The following is an 18,955-nucleotide window of genomic DNA, read 5'->3' on the forward strand; positions in this document are numbered from 1 at the left end:
GCCGCACCGAACGGTGCGACGGCCCTTCGCGGGTGCCGGAGCCGACGTCAGTGGACGTCGCCCATGAGCGCCTTGACCTTCTTGCGGTACATCCACACCGCGACACCGGCGACCACGGCGAGCGTGGCCTCCAGGGCGACGATGCCCGTCTTGTTCAGGTCGACGTTGGCGATGGAGAGCAGACCGGTCGTGGCGTCACCGGCGGTGACGGCCAGGAACCAGACACCCATCATCTGGGAGGCGTACTTCGCCGGGGCCATCTTCGTGGTGACGGAGAGGCCGACCGGGGAGAGCAGCAGCTCACCGACGGTCTGGACGAAGTAGATCGCCACCAGCCACATCGCGGCCGCCTTGTGACCGCCCTCGGCGATCGTCAGCGGGGCCAGGAAGAGGAAGAACGACGCGCCGATCAGGATGAGACCCGAGGCGAACTTCGTCGCCGTGCTCGGCTCCTTGCCGCGCTTGTTCAGCCACAGCCACGCCCAGGCGAAGACCGGGGCCAGCGCCATGATCATGACCGGGTTGACCGACTGGTACCAGGAGACCGGGAACTCCCAGCCGAAGATCGTGTTCTTCGCCGACTCGTCAGCGAAGATCGACATCGTCGAGCCGCCCTGGTCGTAGATCATCCAGAAGACGGCAGCGGCCACGAAGAACCAGACGTACGCGGACATCTTCGACTGGTCGGCGCGGTCCAGGGACTTGTCGCGCCTGATGCGCCCGATGACCATGACCGGAATGACCAGACCGGCGATCGTGATCGGGACCAGCAGCCAGTTCAGGGTGTAGTGGCCCGAGAAGCCGACGATCGAGTAGAAGACGACGGCGACAGCGGCCCACATCGCGGACTTGCGCAGCGTCGAGGACTTCTCCTCGGCCGACAGAGGCGTGGGGACCTCGTGCGAGCGGGCGCTGAGGTGGCGGCCGCCGAGCAGGTACTGGGCCAGACCCAGCGCCATGCCGAGCGCGGCGAGGGCGAAGCCCAGGTGCCAGTTCACGTTCTCGCCGACGGTGCCGATGATCAGCGGGGCGGCGAAGGCACCGAGGTTGATGCCGACGTAGAACAGCGTGAAGCCACCGTCACGGCGGGGGTCGTCCGGACCCTCGTAGAGGTGGCCGACCATCGTGGAGATGTTGGCCTTGAGCAGACCGGAACCGATCGCGACGAGGCCGAGGCCGGCGAAGAAGGTGCCGGAGGAGGGCAGAGCCAGCGTGAGGTGGCCCAGCATGATGATCAGACCCGCGACGGCGACCGTCTTGCGGGGGCCGAGAACGCGGTCGGCGAACCAGCCGCCGGGCAGGGCGAGCAGGTACACCAGGGAGAGGTACACCGAGTAGATGGCGGTCGCGGTGGCCGCGCTCAGGTGGAGACCGCCCGGTGCCACGAGGTACAGCGGGAGCAGTGCCTTCATCCCGTAGTAGGAGAAACGCTCCCACATCTCGGTCATGAAGAGAGTGGCCAGTCCGCGGGGGTGGCCGAAGAAGGTCTTCTCGGAGCCGGAGATTCCCGGCGACACCGAGTCCTTCGTCAGGCTGGACGCCATGTCGATCCTTGCTGGTCGGGACGCGCTGTTGGGGGGTCCCCGCGTTCACGGCGAACCGAGAACCCGGGGGAATTACGCGCCCATGGGGGGCGGCCGGCACCGGCGGGGTCCGGCGTCCGTCCCCACGCCCACGGGGAGTCCGCTCCGGATTGCCGGAACGGGCGGACGGCGACCACCGGGATCCACGCCCGGCACGCGTCAGCGCGTCCGGGCCCGGCCACAGGTCTTTCCTTCAAAGGCTGGCTGACACCAGCCCGCACACAGAAGAGACCTTCAGCATCATGTTCGAGCCAAAGGTCCCGAGGTGGTGCATCAGGCGTTCGGTCACCATACGACATCACAATGCCCCATATGGAAGGACTTGAGATATGGATCACAGGCGATCCTGGAACCGCGGACGATCATTCGAAGGTGTTATCCATGATCTCATCCCGAACACACAGGTAAGAAACACCCGGACGGAGGGTGTGAATCCCCAAGGCGGATCACTGCCCGGGCGTACGGCGCGGCGGACTACCATCACCCCATGACCCGTGTACTGCTCGCCGAGGACGACGCGTCCATCTCGGAGCCGCTGGCCCGTGCCCTGCGCCGGGAGGGTTACGAGGTCGAAGTCCGCGAGGACGGACCCACCGCGCTCGACGCCGGAATGCAGGGCGGCGTCGACCTGGTCGTCCTGGACCTCGGACTGCCCGGCATGGACGGACTGGAAGTCGCCCGCAGGCTCCGCGCCGAGGGCCACACCGTGCCCATCCTCATCCTCACCGCGCGCGCCGACGAGGTGGACACCGTCGTCGGCCTCGACGCCGGCGCCGACGACTACGTCACCAAGCCGTTCCGGCTCGCGGAACTCCTCGCCCGGGTACGGGCGCTGCTCCGGCGCGGTTCCGCCGAGCCCCAGCAGCCGCCCGCCACCCACGGTGTGCGCATCGACGTCGAGTCGCACCGCGCCTGGATGGGCGACGAGGAACTCCAGCTCACGGCCAAGGAGTTCGACCTCCTGCGGGTCCTCGTCCGGGACGCGGGCCGGGTCGTCACCCGCGACCAGCTCATGCGCGAGGTCTGGGACACCACCTGGTGGTCCTCCACAAAGACGCTCGACATGCACATCTCCTGGCTGCGCAAGAAGCTCGGCGACGACGCGGCGAACCCCCGCTACATCGCGACGGTCCGCGGCGTCGGCTTCCGCTTCGAGAAGAGCTGACGCCCTCCGGGAACACCTGAGGCCCGTCCGGACCGGGCGGCGGGGGGAAACCCGCGCCGCCCGGACCGCGCACGGCCCGGGCCGGCGCGGCGAGCGTGCACACTGGTCCCCGTACAGCCATCTGCCCGGAGGGCCCCGTGCGTCGCCGTCTGATCCAGTCCACCCTCGCCGTCGTCCTCGTGGTGATCGCCGTCTTCGGCGTCTCCCTCGTCATCGTCGAGACCCGCACGATCAGCAACAGCGCCCAGGAACGGGTGGACTCCGAGGCGCTGCGCCTGGCCAGCATCGTGGACAGCCGCATCCTCGGCGACGAGAACATCAGCGCCGAGACCTTCCGGAACCAGGTCACCGACCGGCGCTACGCCGTGATCAGGATCCCGGGCCGCGATCCCATCGAGGTCGGCAGCCAGCCCGCCGGCGACGTCATCCAGTACACCGCCAAGGGCGAGTCCGGCGAGACCGTCACCGTCCAGGAGCCGCGCTCCTCGGTGACCAAGGAGGTCGGCCGCACGCTCCTGGTCATCGGCGCCGTCGCGCTGCTGGCGATCATCGCCGCCGTCCTCCTCGCCGTACGCCAGGCCAACCGCCTCGCCTCCCCGCTCACCGACCTCGCCGAGACGGCGGAGCGGCTGGGCTCGGGCGATCCCCGCCCCCGGCACAAGCGCTACGGCGTGCCCGAGCTGGACCGGGTCGCCGACGTGCTGGACGGCAGCGCCGAGCGGATCGGCCGGATGCTCACCGCCGAGCGCCGTCTCGCCGCCGACGCCTCCCACCAGCTGCGGACCCCGCTGACGGCGCTCTCCATGCGCCTGGAGGAGATCACCCTCACCGACGACCCCGACACGGTGAAGGAGGAGGCGACGATCGCGCTGACGCAGGTGGAGCGCCTCACGGACGTGGTCGAGCGCCTGCTGACCAACGCCCGCGACCCGCGGACCGGCTCCGCTGTCTCCTTCGACCTCGACGAGGTCATCAAGCAGCAGCTGGAGGAATGGCGCCCGGCCTACCGCAGCGCCGGCCGCGCGATCGTCAGCTCCGGCAAACGCCATCTGCAGGCGGTGGGCACCCCGGGCGCGGTCGCCCAGGTCCTCGCGGCACTGATCGAGAACTCCCTCATGCACGGCGGCGGCACCGTCGCGCTGCGCACCCGGGTGACCGGCAACCAGGCCGTCATCGAGGTCACCGACGAGGGCCCCGGTGTCCCCACCGACCTCGGCGCCCGCATCTTCGAGCGCACCATCAGCGGCCGCAACTCCACCGGCATCGGCCTCGCCGTCGCCCGCGACCTCGCGGAGGCCGACGGGGGCCGTCTGGAGATGCTCCAGGCCCAGCCGCCGGTCTTCGGCATGTTCCTGTCCCGCACACCGCTCAAGCGCCCGCCCCGGCTCCCGGAGGACGACGAGGAGCGCACGGTCAGGTAGCGGGGGCCGCCCGGGCCGGGCGGGGGAGGAAAGAGCGGGCGGGGAGGACCGGCCGGAGGGGCGTGGGCCCGGACAGGCCCTAGTTCACACGGGCCCGCGTGCGGCGGGCGTCGGGTACCTCGTCCAGGAACGCCTCGGCGCTGGCCACCGCCTCCCGGGCCGGGAGCGCCCGGAACACCCAGGTGCGGTAGGACCAGAAGCGGAAGAGCGTCGCGACGCCGATGCCGAGGAACTTGAAGACGTTGCTCTGCAGCGGGCTGTCCCAGCCGAAGCCGTACGTCGCCGCGTACAGCACGCCGTTCTCGATGACCAGGCCCACCGCGCTGAACAGCAGGAACAGCGTCAGCTCCTTGGTGCGCCCGCCCTTGTCGCGGTCCCGGTACGTGAAGTAGCGGAACCCGATGTAGTTGAAGACGATCGACACGACCGTGGCGATGACGCTGGCCCGTACGACCTGCAGGCCGGTGAGGTGGCGTACGAGGTTGAACACGAGCAGATTGACGAGCAGCCCCGCACCGCCCACCGCGCCGAACTTGGCGACCTCCCGGAAGAGCAGGTCGAAGCGGCGCCGAACCGCGCTGCGAGGCCTCGTAGAAGGCCCCGGTGTGGCACTGCCCATGGTGTCGCCAGCCCCTGTCGGTGGGTCGTGTCGTCTGCCGCGCGGGTGAGCGCGAGCGTGAATACGCCAACCAGCCCATGCTAACCAGCGCCCTCTCGCGATGCCTGTGCATGTGCTCACAGGTAAGAAAAGAGGCGGTCACCGGCAGGGAAAATCGGGCGTATCACCGCGGAAACCGGCCACCGTGGCGCGGCCGATACTCTTGGAGCGTGACGTTCCCGGTAGTCGGCATGGTCGGCGGCGGTCAGCTCGCTCGTATGACACACGAGGCGGGCATCCCGCTCGGCATCAAGTTCAAGCTCCTCAGTGACACCCCACAGGATTCCGCGGCGCAGGTCGTCGGCGAGGTCGTCGTCGGCGACTATCGCGACCTCGACACGCTGCGTGACTTCGCGCGGGGCTGCGACGTGATCACCTTCGATCACGAGCACGTCCCGACCGAGCACCTGCGGGCCCTGGAGGCGGACGGCATCCCCGTCCGTCCGGGCCCCGACGCGCTCGTGCACGCCCAGGACAAGGGTGTGATGCGCGCCAAGCTCGACGCGATCGGCGTGCCGTGCCCGCGGCACCGCATCGTGACCGACGTGGCGGACGTGGCCGCGTTCGCCGCGGAGGGACTCGCCGCGGGGGAGGAGGGTGACGGTTTCCCGGTCATCCTCAAGACCGTCCGCGGCGGCTACGACGGCAAGGGGGTGTGGTTCGTCCGTTCCCCCGAGGAGGCGGCCGAGCCCTTCCGCGCCGGCGTTCCCGTCCTCGCCGAGGAGAAGGTCGACTTCGCGCGCGAGCTCGCCGCGAACGTCGTCCGCTCCCCGCACGGCCAGGCCGTCGCCTACCCGGTCGTCGAGTCCCAGCAGGTCGGCGGCGTCTGCGACACCGTGATCGCCCCGGCGCCCGGCATCGCCGAGGAGCTGGCCCTGGAGGCCCAGGAACTGGCGCTGCGCATCGCGAAGGAGCTCGGTGTCGTCGGGCACCTGGCGGTCGAGCTCTTCGAGACCCGCGACGGACGCATCCTCGTCAACGAACTGGCCATGCGCCCGCACAACTCGGGCCACTGGACCCAGGACGGCGCGGTCACCTCCCAGTTCGCCAACCACGTCCGCGCGGTCCTCGACCTCCCGCTCGGCGACCCGCGCCCGCGTGCCCGGTGGACGGTCATGGCGAACGTCCTCGGCGGCGACTTCCCCGACATGTACTCCGCGTACCTGCACTGCATGGCCCGCGACCCGCAGCTGAAGATCCACATGTACGGCAAGGACGTGAAGCCCGGTCGTAAGGTCGGCCATGTCAACACCTACGGCGACGACCTGGACGACGTCCTTGAGCGCGCCCGGCACGCAGCCGGCTACCTGAGAGGCACGATCACCGAATGAGCCCCGTTGTAGGCATCGTCATGGGGTCGGACTCCGACTGGCCCGTCATGGAGGCCGCCGCCCAGGCGCTGGACGAGTTCGAGATCCCCTACGAGGTGGACGTCGTCTCCGCGCACCGCATGCCCCGCGAGATGATCGCTTACGGCGAGCAGGCCGCGGAGCGCGGGCTCAAGGCGATCATCGCGGGTGCCGGCGGCGCGGCCCACCTGCCCGGGATGCTGGCGTCCGTCACCCCGCTGCCCGTCATCGGTGTGCCGGTCCCGCTCAAGTACCTCGACGGCATGGACTCGCTGCTGTCCATCGTGCAGATGCCGGCCGGTGTGCCCGTGGCGACCGTCTCCGTGGGCGGCGCCCGCAACGCCGGTCTGCTGGCCGCCCGGATGCTCGCCGCCCACGACGAGGAACTGCTCGGCCGGATGCGGGAGTTCCAGCAGGAGCTGAACGACCAGGCCACCGAGAAGGGCAAGCGGCTGCGTGCCAAGGCCGAGGGTGCCGCCGGCGGCTTCGGCTTCGGGAAGTGACGCGGATGACGTCGTCCTCCCTGCCGTCGATCGACCGCGCCCGGGCCCTGCTCGACGAGTTCCCGGTCGTCGACGGGCACAACGACCTGCCGTACGCCCTGCGGGAGCAGGTCCGCTACGACCTCGGTGCCCGTGACATCGCCACCGACCAGAGCGCCCATCTGCACACGGACCTGGCCCGGCTGCGCGCGGGCGGCGTCGGCGCCCAGTACTGGTCGGTGTACGTCCGCTCGGACCTGCCGGGCGCGCTGACGGCCACGCTGGAGCAGATCGACTGCGTACGGCAGCTGATCGACCGCTACCCGGCGGACCTGCGGGCCGCGCTGACCGCCGCCGACATGGAGGCGGCCCGAGCCGAGGGCCGGATCGCCTCGCTCATGGGCGCCGAGGGCGGCCACTCGATCGACGGCTCCCTGGCCGCCCTGCGCGCGCTGTACGCGCTCGGCGTCCGGTACATGACCCTCACCCACAACGACAACATCGCCTGGGCCGACTCGGCGACGGACGTCCCCGCGGTGGGCGGCCTGTCCGCGTTCGGCCGCGAGGTCGTCCGGGAGATGAACCGCGAGGGCATGCTCGTCGACCTCTCGCACGTGGCCGCGACGACCATGCGCGACGCGCTCGACACCTCCGTCGCGCCGGTGATCTTCTCGCACTCCTCGGCCCGTGCCGTGTGCGACCACCCGCGCAACATCCCGGACGACGTGCTGGAGCGGCTGCCCGCCAACGGCGGTGTGGCGATGGTGACGTTCGTGCCGAAGTTCGTCCTCCAGGCGGCGGTCGACTGGACCGCCTCGGCCGACGAGAACATGCGCGCGAACGGCTTCCACCACCTCGACACCACGGCCGAGGCCATGAAGGTGCACCGCGCCTTCGAGGAGGAGAACCCGCGTCCGATCGCGACGGTCTCGACGGTCGCCGACCACCTCGACCACATGCGCGAGGTCGCCGGCATCGACCACCTCGGCATCGGCGGCGACTACGACGGCACGGCGTTCACCCCGGCCGGCCTCGACGACGTCTCCGGCTATCCGAACCTGATCGCCGAGCTCCTCGACCGCGGCTGGTCCTCCTCGGACGTGACCAAGCTGACCTGGCAGAACGCGGTGCGCGTGCTGGGCGCGGCGGAGGACGTGTCCCGCGACCTCCGCTCCCGCCGGGGGCCGTCGAACGCGACGCTGGAGCAGCTGGACGGCTGACGGCCGACCGCCGGCGACTGACGGCGGACGGCCGACGGCTCATCGAATCACCGGCCCCGGACTCCGGGGCGCGCGAAGGCGCCCGGGCACATCGCCCGGGCGCCTTCGTCATGAGCCGCTCACGCGTTCCGGCCGGGTGCGGTCAGCCGGCGCAGAGACAGAACGGATGCCCGGCCGGGTCGGCGTACACCCGGAACGAACGCGACCTGTCCTCGGTGTCCAGCGGGGTCGCGCCGAGCTCCAGCACGCCCTTCTCCGCCACGTCCAGGTCCTCGACGTTCAGGTCCAGGTGCAGCTGCTGCGAGCCGTCGGACGAGGGCCAGCGCGGCGGTACGTACCCGGGCGAGGCCTGGAAGGCCAGCTTCCGGCCGCCGGGCAGGTCCAGGTCGACCCAGTCGGACTCCTCCGTGATCGTGCCGCCCAGCACCCCCGCGTAGAACTCGGCCAGCGCGCGCGGGTCGGGACAGTCCAGGACGACGACGTCCAGGGTGGCGAGTGCCATGACTTCCTCCGTGGGATCTCCGGCGACACCGACGGGCTGCCCGTCGGTGTCCCGGTTACCGGTAAGGCGCTTCAAGGAGTAACGGTTACCTCATGGTCCCCCATCGGAGGTAACGTCGCAACCATGAATGACAGAGCGCCCGCGCCCGGCGGTCTGGCCCTGGTCCAGGCGCTGGTGAACACCCTGGACATCGAGTCGGGCGCCGACGCGCTGGACACGCCCGAGGGGCTGGCGCGGTTCGGCCTCGCGGCGGGCGGGGCGGAGGGGGCCCGCGAACTGCGCGAGTCGCTGCGGGCGGTGTGCCTGGCGCACGCGGGCCATCCGGCGCACCGGGAGGTGACCCCGCTCGGGGACCTCCTCGCCCACGCGCCCCTACGGGTGGCACTCGACCCGGCCGGAGGCACCGCACACCTGGTCCCCGCGGTCGGGACGCCCGCACCGCTGGACTTCCGTGTCGCCGCCGCGATCGCCGAGGCGCTGGTCGAGGGCACCTGGCCCCGGCTGAAGGCCTGTGAGGCCCCGACCTGCCACTGGGCGTACTACGACCGCTCGCCCGCGGGCCGGGGCCGCTGGTGCTCGATGTCGGTGTGCGGGGCGCGCGCCAAGATGCGCCGCTACCGCGCCAAGTAGCCGCCCGGACGCCGCAGATCCTGCGGGCGACGGGGCCCGGGACGGGACGGAGTCCGGTGGTCTCCGGTCACCGCACAGCGAAGTGGTGCAGAATGCAACCGGCGCCGGTCCGGCCGACTGAGCCTCGGCCGGACCGGCGTCCTCCGCCGCGCCCTGCCGTGATCCGCCGTTCCGGCCGGAACCCGGGGCGGGGCGAAGAGGGTGCTCCGGGCCCCGCCGGGGGTGGGATCAGGCGGTCGGGCGGCCCATCGCGCGGTACGTCCAGCCCGCCCGGCGCCACAGCTCCGGGTCCAGGGCGTTCCGCCCGTCGAGCAGCACCCGGGACGTGACGGCCTCGCCCAGCACCGCCGGGTCCAGCTCGCGGAACTCGCGCCACTCCGTCAGGTGCAGGACGACGTCGGCGCCCCGCACTGCCTCCGCGGCCGAGCCGGCGTACCCGAGGGTCGGGAAGAGCCGCCGGGCGTTCTCCATGCCCTTGGGGTCGTAGACGGTGACCTGGCCGCCCTGGAGGTGGATCTGCCCGGCGACGTTCAGTGCCGGGGAGTCGCGCACGTCGTCCGAGTCCGGCTTGAAGGTCGCGCCGAGCACGGCCACCCGCTTGCCGAGGAACGAGCCGCCACCGAGCGCGTCGCGGGCCATCTCCACCATCTGACCGCGGCGCCGCATGTTGATGGAGTCGATCTCGCGCAGGAAGGTCAGCGCCTGGTCGGCGCCGAGCTCGCCCGCGCGCGCCATGAAGGCGCGGATGTCCTTGGGCAGGCAGCCGCCGCCGAAGCCGATCCCGGCCCGCAGGAACTTCTTCCCGATCCGCTCGTCGTGTCCTATGGCCTCGGCCAGCATGGCGACATCGCCGCCCGCGGCCTCGCAGACCTCCGCCATCGCGTTGATGAAGGAGATCTTGGTGGCGAGGAAGGAGTTCGCGGACGTCTTCACCAGCTCGGCGGTCGGGAAGTCGGTCACGACGAACGGCGTGCCCTCGGCGACCGGCGTCAGGTAGACCTCGCGCAGCAGCTTCTCGGAGCGCTCGCTGCGCACGCCGACCACGATCCGGTCGGGGTGCAGGGTGTCGTTCACCGCGAAGCCCTCGCGCAGGAACTCCGGGTTCCAGGCCAGCTCTGCGTCCGCGCCCGCGGGCGACAGCTCGGCGAGCCGCGCGGCCAGCCGCTCCGCCGAGCCGACCGGCACGGTGGACTTGCCGACGACCAGGGCGGGGCCGTGCAGATGGGGCGCCAGCGCCTCGAAGGCCGCGTCGACGTAGGACATGTCGCAGGCGTACTCGCCGTGCTTCTGCGGCGTGTTCACACAGACGAAGTGGACGTCTCCGAAGGCGCCGACCTCGGCCCAGTCCATGGTGAAACGGAGCCGGCCCGTGGAGCCCTCGATCCCGGCCACGTGCTTGCGCAGCAGCTCCTCGAGACCGGGCTCGAACATCGGGACCTCGCCCCGCTGGAGCATCTCGATCTTCTCCGGCACCACGTCGAGCCCGAGGACCTCGAAGCCGAGCTCGGCCATGGCCGCGGCGTGGGTGGCGCCGAGGTAGCCGGTGCCGATCACGGTGATCTTGAGGGCCATGGGTGCTCCAGAGGTGTGCGGCGCGGAGGTGCGCGCCTGAGCATAGTCGGGGCTTCGGGGAGCGCTTTCACGGGCAGTTTTCCCCCTGTCGCCAAGCTCACGTATCCGTCCCGCGGGAAGGGACTCTAAAATTGTGTTACTTAACGGTAGTTAGCGCCGCCAGCACAGCACCCCTTGGAGCGTGAGAGACCTTGGCCGGATCGGCTGATTTCGACCTGTACCGCCCGTCCGAGGAGCACGACATGCTCCGGGACGCGATCCGTTCGCTGGCCGAGGCGAAGATCGCGCCGTACGCCGCCGCGGTGGACGAGGAAGCCCGCTTCCCGCAGGAGGCGCTGGACGCCCTGGTCGCGAACGACCTGCACGCCGTGCACGTCCCCGAGGAGTACGGCGGCGCCGGCGCCGACGCCCTCGCGACGGTCATCGTGATCGAGGAGGTGGCCCGCGTCTGCGTGTCCTCCTCCCTGATCCCCGCGGTGAACAAGCTGGGCTCGCTCCCGGTGATCCTCTCCGGCTCCGAGGAGCTGAAGAAGAAGTACCTGGGCCCGCTCGCCAAGGGCGACGGCATGTTCTCGTACTGCCTCTCCGAGCCGGACGCCGGTTCGGACGCGGCCGGCATGAAGACGCGCGCCGTCCGCGACGGCGACCACTGGGTGCTCAACGGCGTGAAGCGCTGGATCACCAACGCGGGCGTCTCCGAGTACTACACGGTCATGGCGGTGACCGACCCGACGAAGCGCTCCAAGGGCATCAGCGCGTTCGTCGTCGAGAAGTCCGACGAGGGCGTGTCCTTCGGCGCCCCCGAGAAGAAGCTCGGCATCAAGGGCAGCCCGACGCGCGAGGTCTACCTCGACAACGTCCGCATCCCCGCCGACCGCATGATCGGCGAGGAGGGCACCGGCTTCGCCACGGCGATGAAGACGCTGGACCACACCCGCATCACCATCGCGGCCCAGGCCCTCGGTGTCGCCCAGGGCGCCCTCGACTACGCCAAGGGCTACGTCCAGGAGCGCAAGCAGTTCGGCAAGGCGATCGCCGACTTCCAGGGCATCCAGTTCATGCTCGCCGACATGGCCATGAAGATCGAGGCCGCCCGCCAGCTCACGTACGCGGCCGCCGCCAAGTCGGAGCGCGGCGACAAGGACCTCACCTTCCAGGGCGCCGCCGCCAAGTGCTTCGCCTCGGACGTGGCCATGGAGGTCACCACCGACGCCGTCCAGCTCCTCGGCGGCTACGGCTACACCCGCGACTACCCGGTCGAGCGCATGATGCGCGACGCGAAGATCACGCAGATCTACGAGGGCACGAACCAGGTCCAGCGCATCGTCATGGCGCGGAACCTGCCGTAACCCCGCCGGAAGGCCGGCGCCCCGGCGCGCCGGCCTTCCGGACGTACCTTGTCGCCCTCCGTCCCCCGTGGACGGAGGGCGATGTGCGTGGGGGGACGGAGACAGGGAGGGCGCACCGCCCGGCCTCGCGGCGCACCGCCCGGCCCGGCCTCGCGGCGCACCGCCCGGCCCGGCCCCGCGGCGCACCGCCCGGCCCGGCTCACCCCCAGGTGAAGCCCTTCTGGACCTCCATGCACGCGTCGTCCTTGTCGCCGTTGAGCGCCGCCGAGGACTCGGGTGCCTTCGTCGGCTTCGCGGACCCCGGATAGCTGTCCCCGGTACGCCAGTCCGAGCCCACGATCAGCGTGACCCCCGAGACGTCGGTCGACCTCAGCACCGACGTGAACGGCACCCCGAGCGCCTTGGCGGCGGCCTGGGCGTCACCCTCCAGATCGGCGCTGGGGTAGAGGACGGTGGTCTTCGCCCGCGGGGTGAGCGTGGTGTCCTCGGCGGCCTGGGCGAACCCCTTGTCCCGCAGCACCCGGGCGACCGTGAGGGCCCGCCGGGGCTCCGGCGCCCCGCCGTCCATACCGGTGCCGTTGCGGACCAGCACCGCGATCTGCGCGTCCGGCGCGGCCGGGTCGTCGGAGGGACGCTCGGCCTTCTTCTTCGCGCCGTGCCCGTCCAGCGGAGTGTCGTCGCGGACCATGGAGATGAGCTGGTCGGCGTCCTTGTCCAGGGGCACCAGCCGGTTGCGGTCCTGAGGCCACTGCACGGTGGGCAGGGTGGTCATCGTGATGCCCTTGGTGGGCACCTTCTTGAACTCCTCGGACAGGTCGTACAGCTTCTTGACGGTGCCGAGGTCCTCGTCGACGGTGAGCGCCTTCGTCGCGGTCTCCGCGAGTCTGCGCATCTCGTCGGGGTTGCTCAGCGTCGCGTTCTGCCGCAGCTGCCGCACCATCGAGTTCATGTACATGTGCTGGGCGTGGGTGCGGCCGGTGTCGGTGCCGTCCTCGAAGCCGTAGCGGGTGCGCAGCCACTGCAGGGCCTGCCGCCCCTTGACCGGCGTCGTGCCCGCCTTCAGCTTCAGACCGGATCCATGGCCGTCGTATGTGTGCGAGTAGACGTTCTGCCGTACGCAGACCGGGACGCCGCCGATCGCGTCCGCCATCGACACGACACCGGAGAAGTCGACCACCATGAAGTGGTCGATGTGGATGCGGGTGAGCTTCTCCCAGGTGGCGACCGTGCAGCCCGGTCCGCCGCGGCCCAGCGACTCGTTCGCCATCGCCAGGGACAGCGCCCCGTACACCTTGCCGGTGTGCGCGTCGGTGCACCGGGGGATCGGGATCATGGTGTCGCGCGGGAGGCTGACCACGGACATGTTGGTGCGGTCGGCCGAGACGTGCACCAGCATCTGCACGTCGGCGAGCGGCGGCCGGCCCACGTCGCTCCTGGACCCGCCCAGCTTGAGGTCCTCGGCGGTGTTCCGGCTGTCCGAGCCGATCATCAGGATGTTCAGCGGCGTCTGGCCCGCGGGGTTCGCGGTCGCCCTCGGCACGGCGTCGTCGCCGAGGTTCAGCTTGTCCTTGCGGATGTTGCTGTTGAGGTGCTCGTAGTAGAGGTATCCCGCGCCGGCGGTCCCCAGTATCACCACGGCCAGCGTCAGTGCGGACCAGCGCAGTATGCGGCGCTTCGGGCGCCGGCGCCCCGGCGCCGGACCGGGCCCGCCGCTGTCGCTCCCGTGGTCCCCGTGGCCGCCGGAGGGCTCCGGCGCGGCCTTCCCGCGCGGACCGCCGTCCACGCCGTGCGCCGGCTCCGCGTCCGGCGCGGCCTCCCCGCCCGTCCGATCGCGCGGCAGAACCTCTTCGTCTTCGCGCGCACCGCTTCGTGCCATGTGTCTGCCCCCTCCCGCCCCCGGCGTGCCCACCGCGGCTTTCTCTCACGTCCCGGCCACGGCGTGTCAGGTGTGGCGTGGCCGCGCTTCCCCGCCCAGTGAGACGCGGATTCGATCCCCGAGGTCACCGGACGCACGGACCTCGTCGACCGTCCGCCGTGAAAACCCGGCTGTCGTACTGACGAGCCAAAGGCCCGAACGGTTGTGCGCGAGGTTGGCGGGGGGTGAGGGAACCGCCGCGGGGGCCCGACGGGGGCATGCGAGGGCCGGGGCAGGGGCCCCGGGCGGGGGTGGAAAACGCGGATGGGGAAGGGCCGCCGGCCCTTCCCCATGAGAACTGCTCGCGTGCGCCGCCGCCGGCGCTAATTGCCGGAGACGGTGACCGTCTCGTCGTTCTTGAGCTCGTTCACCAGCGTTTTCATCTTGGCGTCGTCCCAGACCAGGTTGCCGCCGGAGGAACCGGAGATCGGCATGTTCATGGACTTGCCGTCACCGCTGGTGACACCCTTCATGGCCCAGAACATGTCGGCCAGGTCCCACAGGCTCATGTCCTTGTCGACGACCAGCGAGTCCAGGCCCGCGCCCAGGGTCGGGTAGAGCTTGAACGGGTTCAGGACCGTCGAGGGGGTCGCGACCTGGTGGGCCAGGGCGGACAGGAACTTCTGCTGGTTCTTGGTGCGCTGGAGGTCCGAGGCCGCGAACGCGTGCCGGGTACGGACGAAGGCGAGGGCCTGCTCGCCGTTCAGCGTCTGCTTGCCGGCCTTGAAGTCGGCGCCCGAGTACTTGTCCTTGAAGCCCTGGTCGAGCGTCATCTCGACACCGCCGACCGCGTCGACGATGCCGGCGAAGCCGGCGAAGCCGATCTCCACGTAGTGGTCGATGTGCAGACCGGTCTTGGCCTCGATCGTGCGGACCAGCAGGGTCGGCCCGTCCTTGGCGTACGCCGCGTTCAGCTTCACGTGCTGGCTCGAGGCGGGGTAGATCTTGCCGGACTCGGAGCCCTGGAACTTCGGGATCGTGACGTCCGAGTCACGCGGCAGCGACAGCAGCGTGGAGCCGTTGCTGCCGGTGTGCAGGATCATCATCGAGTCGGTCCGCTTGCCCTCGGCGGAGCCGGTGTGCAGCTTCTTCTTCTCCTCGGCGGACATGCCGGCACGGCTGTCGGAACCGACGATCAGGTAGTTCGTTCCCTCGCCGGTCTCCGGCCGGTCTATGACCTTGGAGAGATCGACGTCACGGTGGAGCTTGGAGTCCGCCCAGAAGTACGTGCCGACGGAGACCACGATCAGCGTGGTGACCAGCGTGATCGCGGTCCACTTGATCCGGCGCCGCCAGTTCGGCGCGGGGCGCCGCGGGTACGTGCCGTCACCGCCGGGGCCCTGCGGACCGCCGGGCGCGTTCCCGTAGACCTGGCCGGTGTTGTAGCCCGAGTCGTAGCCGTTGTCGTAACCCTGGCCCTCGTCGTAGCCCTGGCCGTCGACGTACGACGGCTGCCGGGGCACCCCGGCGCCGTACGGCGGCGCGCCCTGGCCCGGAGCGGCCGGCCCGCGGCGGACCTGTCGCATGACGCGGGCGCTCTCAGGCGTCGCGCCTGCGCTGCCGCGTCCGTAGCGGTTGCTGCGGTTGTCGTCGGACCACCCGTCGGGCCAATCATTCATGCGGACCAGTGTGCCGCCCCCCACCAGGTGTCTTACAAGACAGCGGGGAGATCTGGGTCACGCCTGTTGCAGAGCTGATGCAAAGAGACCGCCGCGCGCCCGGCACAAGGTGGAGGACATGACAGACCAGGCCCCCACCCCGGAAAACGACATCCCGGGCAAGCCGACATCGGCGTCCCGCACCACCCTCAGTCACATCATGACCCACAACGACACGAACCTTCTGGGGTCGGTGCACGGTGGCGTGATCATGAAACTCGTCGACGACGCGGCGGGAGCGGTGGCGGGACGGCACTCGGGCGGGCCCGCCGTCACCGCCTCGATGGACGAGATGGCCTTCCTCGAACCGGTCCGCGTCGGTGACCTGGTGCATGTGAAGGCACAGGTCAACTGGACCGGACGGACCTCGATGGAGGTCGGCGTGCGGGTCCTGGCCGAGCGCTGGAACGAGTCCACCCCGCCGCAGCAGGTCGGTTCGGCCTACCTCGTCTTCGCCGCCGTCGACGCCGACGGCAAGCCGCGCCGGGTGCCGCCGGTCGTCACCGAGACCGAGCGGGACGAGCGCCGTTTCCAGGAGGCGCAGATCCGCCGCACCCACCGCCTGGCCCGTCGGCGCGCGATCATGGAACTCCGCGAGAAGCGCGCGGCGGAGGGCCTCGACGACTGAGCACCGGCAGCGGACCGGGAGCCCTGGTCCGCCGGACCGGGAGTCAGGGGCACACCCCCTCAGGGACACACCACCTGGTCCCCGGTCACCACGCCGTTCTCGCCCTGGGCCGGATCGTCCGCGCGCACCCGGGTCACCTGCCGGAAGTCGGCACCGGCGATCACCTTCAGCAGCGGACCCTGCCCGGGGACCGCGCGCAGCTCGGAACCGGGCAGCGCGGCCGCGAGGGACTTCGCCGAACGGTCCCAGCGGGGGTCGTACGCGACGACGGTGCGCCGGACCGAGGAGTCCGGGGCCGTCGTGGGCCGGCCCGTCGTCCGGAACCCGGTGGCCGCGAGCGCGCCGTCGACCTTCTTGCCGAGACCCGTCGTGGCGGTCCCGTTCTCGATCTGGACCCGGATCTGCTGCGGGGCCACCGCGACCCGGACGGCCTGGGGGCGCGGGGCGTGCGGCGCCGCGAGCGGCCTGTCGTCGCGCAGCGCCTCGAACAGCGCCCGGGCCTTCGGCTCGTCCCACTTCAGGGTCGAGCCGACGCCCTTGACCACGTAGGCCATCTGTCCGATCGGCACCGTGGTGAACTCCGACGAGGACGGGGAGAAGTTCCGCATCGCCCGGCCGAGGTCCAGCAGCTCGTCCGTCCCGAACTCCTTGTCGGCCCGCACCGAGCCGAGCACCGCCCGGGTCACGTCCCGGAACTTCATCGGGTTCAGCAGCACCCCCGAGGACGTGGCCCGGGAGACGAGCGCCGCCAGGAAGCGCTGCTGGCGCTTCATCCGGCCGAGGTCGGAGGAGCCGTCGGTGTGCCGGGACCGTACGTACTGGAGCGCCTGCCCGCCGCCGAGCACATGGGTGCCGGCCGCCAGGTCCAGGCCCGTGTAGCGGTCCTTCAGCGGCTGGACGGTACAGATGCGCACCCCGCCGAGGACGTCGACCGTCTTCATGAAGCTGGTGAAGTCGACCTCGAGATAGTGGTCGATCTTCACATGGGTCATGTTCTCGACCGTCCGCACGGTCAGGGTCGGGCCGCCCTCCGCGTACGCCGCGTTCAGCTTGAGGGGATGGGGGGCGTGCCGCCGGCCGGTGACGGCGTCGGTGTGCTCGGGCACCTCGGCGTAGGAGTCGCGCGGCAGGCTGACGATGCTGGCGCGGTCCCGGTCCTCCGAGATGTGCACGATCATCACCGTGTCGGTGCAGTGGCAGGGCGCGCCGCCGAGCCGGTACCTGCGCCGCTCGGCCTCGGTGATCTTCTCCCGGCCGTCGGTGCCGACCAGCAGCAGGTTCATGCCGTGACCTGCCTCGGGCCGGTTCTTCATGTCCTTGAACGGGTCGACCCGGGCGATGTCCGCGTCCAGGCTGTTCAGCACCGCGTGTCCGATGCCCGCCGAGGCGAGGACCACCACGGAGAGGGTGGTCAGTGCCCGCATGGCCCAGCGCGGCCTCCTGCGCCGTACGGGGCGCACGGGCCGTCCGCCGGAGCGCCGGGCGGGCCGCCGCGCGGGAGACGGCTGCGGGGGGCGCTGAGGGCGGACGGGGGAGCGGGGCGGCGTGGGCAAGGGGAACACCTCCGCGAGGCTGGACGGGGGAGGGAAGCGTTCCGCGGGCCGGACGGAGCCGCGTTCCGCTGGCAGGGGGATCCGTGAGCACCGTAGGCCCATACGATCTGCGGCCCCGGCCCTTACGCCGGGCGGCGCGCGACCGTGTCCCCCGTTCGCGGTAACGTGAGCGCCGATGAGCGAGAAGCCTGACGTGCGGTCCCCCGCCGTATCTGTGATCATGCCCGTCCTCAACGAGGAGCGGCATCTGCGCGGCGCCGTCCAGGCGATCCTGGCGCAGGAGTACGAGGGCGAGATGGAGGTCGTGATCGCGATCGGTCCCTCCACGGACCGGACCGACGAGATCGCCGCCGAACTCGTCCGTGAGGACCCGAGGGTCCACACCGTGCCGAACCCCACCGGCCGGACGCCCGCGGCGCTGAACGCCGCGATCAAGGCGTCCCGGCATCCCGTCGTCGTGCGCGTCGACGGGCACGGCATGCTCTCCCCGAACTACATCGCCACCGCGGTGCGGCTCCTGGAGGAGACCGGCGCGCAGAACGTCGGCGGCATCATGCACGCCGAGGGCGAGAACGACTGGGAGCACGCCGTCGCGGCGGCCATGACGTCGAAGATCGGCGTGGGCAACGCGGCCTTCCACACCGGCGGTGAGGCGGGCCCGGCCGAGACCGTGTACCTCGGCGTGTTCCGGCGCGAGGCGCTGGAGCAGCAGGGCGGCTACAACGAGGAGTTCATCCGCGCCCAGGACTGGGAGCTGAACTTCCGTATCCGTGAGGCCGGCGGGCTGATCTGGTTCTCGCCCGAGCTGAAGGTGTCGTACCGGCCGCGGCCGTCCGTCCGGGCGCTGGCCAAGCAGTACAAGGACTACGGCCGCTGGCGGCACGTCGTCGCCCGCTACCACGAGGGCTCCATCAACCTGCGCTACCTCGCCCCGCCGACCGCCGTCTGCGCGATCGCGGCGGGCCTGGTCGTCGGCGCGGCGCTGACGCCCTGGGGTCTCGTCGTCCCGGCCGGCTACCTCGCGGCCATCGGGCTCGGCTCGCTGCCCGCGGGCAAGGGGCTGCCGGCGAAGGCCCGGCTGCAGATCCCCGTGGCCCTGGCGACGATGCACATGTCGTGGGGCTGGGGCTTCCTCACCAGCCCGAAGGCGCTGGCCAGGAAGGTCATCGCGTCCCGGCGTCCCGCGGTCCTCAGCGGCGCCAACTGATCTCAGCCGCAACGCAGGTCGGGCCCCTCTCGATACATCGAGAGGGGCCCGACCTGCGTTGCG

General features: G+C 71.0%; 16 protein-coding genes. 9 read left to right on the plus strand and 7 right to left on the minus strand.

Annotated features, from left to right (window positions below):
• Positions 1 to 47: 47 nt before the first annotated feature.
• Complete coding sequence (locus tag IO36_RS40925; RefSeq protein ID WP_037628239.1) at positions 48 to 1,544, minus strand: oligopeptide:H+ symporter; 1,497 nt, start codon at positions 1,542 to 1,544, stop codon at positions 48 to 50.
• Positions 1,545 to 2,070: 526 nt separating this feature from the next.
• Between IO36_RS40925 and IO36_RS40930 the strand changes: the two genes are divergently transcribed.
• Together IO36_RS40930 and IO36_RS40935 are read left to right on the plus strand one after the other, a co-directional pair.
• The gene (locus IO36_RS40930) at positions 2,071 to 2,748 is read left to right on the plus strand and encodes a response regulator transcription factor (RefSeq protein WP_037628240.1); all 678 of its coding nucleotides are present in this window, start codon (positions 2,071 to 2,073) and stop codon (positions 2,746 to 2,748) included.
• 137 nt (positions 2,749 to 2,885) lie between these two features.
• Positions 2,886 to 4,169, plus strand: coding sequence for an ATP-binding protein (locus IO36_RS40935; RefSeq protein ID WP_037628241.1), 1,284 nt, complete (start codon positions 2,886 to 2,888; stop codon positions 4,167 to 4,169).
• A 79-nt stretch (positions 4,170 to 4,248) separates the two neighbouring features.
• Here the strand turns inward: IO36_RS40935 and IO36_RS40940 are convergent, their stop codons facing one another.
• Entirely contained in the window at positions 4,249 to 4,788 is a 540-nt protein-coding gene (locus tag IO36_RS40940) for a GtrA family protein (RefSeq protein ID WP_037628242.1), read from the minus strand.
• A gap of 209 nt (positions 4,789 to 4,997) precedes the next feature.
• Here IO36_RS40940 and IO36_RS40945 point away from each other — a divergent pair, with 209 nt between their 5' ends.
• Genes IO36_RS40945 through IO36_RS40955 form a run of 3 tightly spaced genes read left to right on the plus strand, consistent with a single transcriptional unit; the run spans position 4,998 to position 7,878 of the window.
• Positions 4,998 to 6,158, plus strand: a complete 1,161-nt coding sequence (locus IO36_RS40945) for a 5-(carboxyamino)imidazole ribonucleotide synthase (protein WP_078943757.1) — start codon at positions 4,998 to 5,000, stop codon at positions 6,156 to 6,158.
• Entirely contained in the window at positions 6,155 to 6,679 is a 525-nt protein-coding gene (gene purE, locus IO36_RS40950) for a 5-(carboxyamino)imidazole ribonucleotide mutase (RefSeq protein WP_078943758.1), read from the plus strand. The genes IO36_RS40945 and purE overlap by 4 nt, the downstream gene beginning before the upstream one ends.
• Before the next feature lie 5 nt (positions 6,680 to 6,684).
• Entirely contained in the window at positions 6,685 to 7,878 is a 1,194-nt protein-coding gene (locus IO36_RS40955; protein ID WP_037628245.1) for a dipeptidase, read from the plus strand.
• 142 nt (positions 7,879 to 8,020) lie between these two features.
• Here the strand turns inward: IO36_RS40955 and IO36_RS40960 are convergent, their stop codons facing one another.
• Positions 8,021 to 8,380 (minus strand): VOC family protein, encoded by a 360-nt coding sequence (locus IO36_RS40960; protein WP_037628246.1) that lies wholly within the window; start codon positions 8,378 to 8,380, stop codon positions 8,021 to 8,023.
• Between the two features lie 123 nt (positions 8,381 to 8,503).
• On the opposite strand from IO36_RS40960, the gene IO36_RS40965 reads away from it, so the two are divergent.
• Entirely contained in the window at positions 8,504 to 9,010 is a 507-nt protein-coding gene (locus tag IO36_RS40965; protein WP_037628248.1) for a CGNR zinc finger domain-containing protein, read from the plus strand.
• Between the two features lie 228 nt (positions 9,011 to 9,238).
• Here IO36_RS40965 and IO36_RS40970 read toward each other — a convergent pair whose 3' ends face one another.
• Entirely contained in the window at positions 9,239 to 10,582 is a 1,344-nt protein-coding gene (locus tag IO36_RS40970; protein ID WP_037628249.1) for a UDP-glucose dehydrogenase family protein, read from the minus strand.
• 191 nt (positions 10,583 to 10,773) lie between these two features.
• On the opposite strand from IO36_RS40970, the gene IO36_RS40975 reads away from it, so the two are divergent.
• Positions 10,774 to 11,931, plus strand: coding sequence for an acyl-CoA dehydrogenase (locus IO36_RS40975; RefSeq protein WP_037628250.1), 1,158 nt, complete (start codon positions 10,774 to 10,776; stop codon positions 11,929 to 11,931).
• Between the two features lie 199 nt (positions 11,932 to 12,130).
• On the opposite strand, the gene IO36_RS40980 is transcribed toward IO36_RS40975, so the two are convergent.
• Together IO36_RS40980 and IO36_RS40985 are read right to left on the minus strand one after the other, a co-directional pair.
• A complete protein-coding gene (locus tag IO36_RS40980) occupies positions 12,131 to 13,807 on the minus strand; it encodes an LCP family protein (RefSeq protein WP_078943759.1) in 1,677 nt (558 codons plus the stop codon).
• Positions 13,808 to 14,169: 362 nt separating this feature from the next.
• Positions 14,170 to 15,465, minus strand: a complete 1,296-nt coding sequence (locus IO36_RS40985) for an LCP family protein (protein ID WP_078943774.1) — start codon at positions 15,463 to 15,465, stop codon at positions 14,170 to 14,172.
• 118 nt (positions 15,466 to 15,583) lie between these two features.
• On the opposite strand from IO36_RS40985, the gene IO36_RS40990 reads away from it, so the two are divergent.
• Positions 15,584 to 16,132 (plus strand): acyl-CoA thioesterase, encoded by a 549-nt coding sequence (locus IO36_RS40990; RefSeq protein WP_037628252.1) that lies wholly within the window; start codon positions 15,584 to 15,586, stop codon positions 16,130 to 16,132.
• Between the two features lie 59 nt (positions 16,133 to 16,191).
• On the opposite strand, the gene IO36_RS40995 is transcribed toward IO36_RS40990, so the two are convergent.
• Positions 16,192 to 17,556, minus strand: a complete 1,365-nt coding sequence (locus IO36_RS40995) for an LCP family protein (RefSeq protein ID WP_037628254.1) — start codon at positions 17,554 to 17,556, stop codon at positions 16,192 to 16,194.
• A gap of 304 nt (positions 17,557 to 17,860) precedes the next feature.
• Here IO36_RS40995 and IO36_RS41000 point away from each other — a divergent pair, with 304 nt between their 5' ends.
• Entirely contained in the window at positions 17,861 to 18,892 is a 1,032-nt protein-coding gene (locus tag IO36_RS41000; protein ID WP_037628255.1) for a glycosyltransferase family 2 protein, read from the plus strand.
• Positions 18,893 to 18,955: the final 63 nt, after the last annotated feature.

The organism is Streptomyces aureus (genome assembly GCF_000725495.1).
GTDB classification, from domain to species: domain Bacteria; phylum Actinomycetota; class Actinomycetes; order Streptomycetales; family Streptomycetaceae; genus Streptomyces; species Streptomyces aureus_B.

Excerpts from the sequence above, each read along its gene's own strand:
- IO36_RS40925 (WP_037628239.1), bottom strand. The coding sequence starts at position 1,544 with ATGGCGTCCAGCCTGACGAAGGACTCGGTGTCGCCGGGAATCTCCGGC.
- IO36_RS40940 (WP_037628242.1), bottom strand. The coding sequence starts at position 4,788 with ATGGGCAGTGCCACACCGGGGCCTTCTACGAGGCCTCGCAGCGCGGTT.
- IO36_RS40955 (WP_037628245.1), top strand. The coding sequence starts at position 6,685 with ATGACGTCGTCCTCCCTGCCGTCGATCGACCGCGCCCGGGCCCTGCTC.
- IO36_RS40965 (WP_037628248.1), top strand. The coding sequence starts at position 8,504 with ATGAATGACAGAGCGCCCGCGCCCGGCGGTCTGGCCCTGGTCCAGGCG.
- IO36_RS40970 (WP_037628249.1), bottom strand. The coding sequence starts at position 10,582 with ATGGCCCTCAAGATCACCGTGATCGGCACCGGCTACCTCGGCGCCACC.
- purE (WP_078943758.1), top strand. The coding sequence starts at position 6,155 with ATGAGCCCCGTTGTAGGCATCGTCATGGGGTCGGACTCCGACTGGCCC.
- IO36_RS40990 (WP_037628252.1), top strand. The coding sequence starts at position 15,584 with ATGACAGACCAGGCCCCCACCCCGGAAAACGACATCCCGGGCAAGCCG.
- IO36_RS40930 (WP_037628240.1), top strand. The coding sequence starts at position 2,071 with ATGACCCGTGTACTGCTCGCCGAGGACGACGCGTCCATCTCGGAGCCG.
- IO36_RS40995 (WP_037628254.1), bottom strand. The coding sequence starts at position 17,556 with ATGCGGGCACTGACCACCCTCTCCGTGGTGGTCCTCGCCTCGGCGGGC.
- IO36_RS40985 (WP_078943774.1), bottom strand. The coding sequence starts at position 15,465 with ATGAATGATTGGCCCGACGGGTGGTCCGACGACAACCGCAGCAACCGC.
- IO36_RS41000 (WP_037628255.1), top strand. The coding sequence starts at position 17,861 with ATGAGCGAGAAGCCTGACGTGCGGTCCCCCGCCGTATCTGTGATCATG.
- IO36_RS40960 (WP_037628246.1), bottom strand. The coding sequence starts at position 8,380 with ATGGCACTCGCCACCCTGGACGTCGTCGTCCTGGACTGTCCCGACCCG.
- IO36_RS40980 (WP_078943759.1), bottom strand. The coding sequence starts at position 13,807 with ATGGCACGAAGCGGTGCGCGCGAAGACGAAGAGGTTCTGCCGCGCGAT.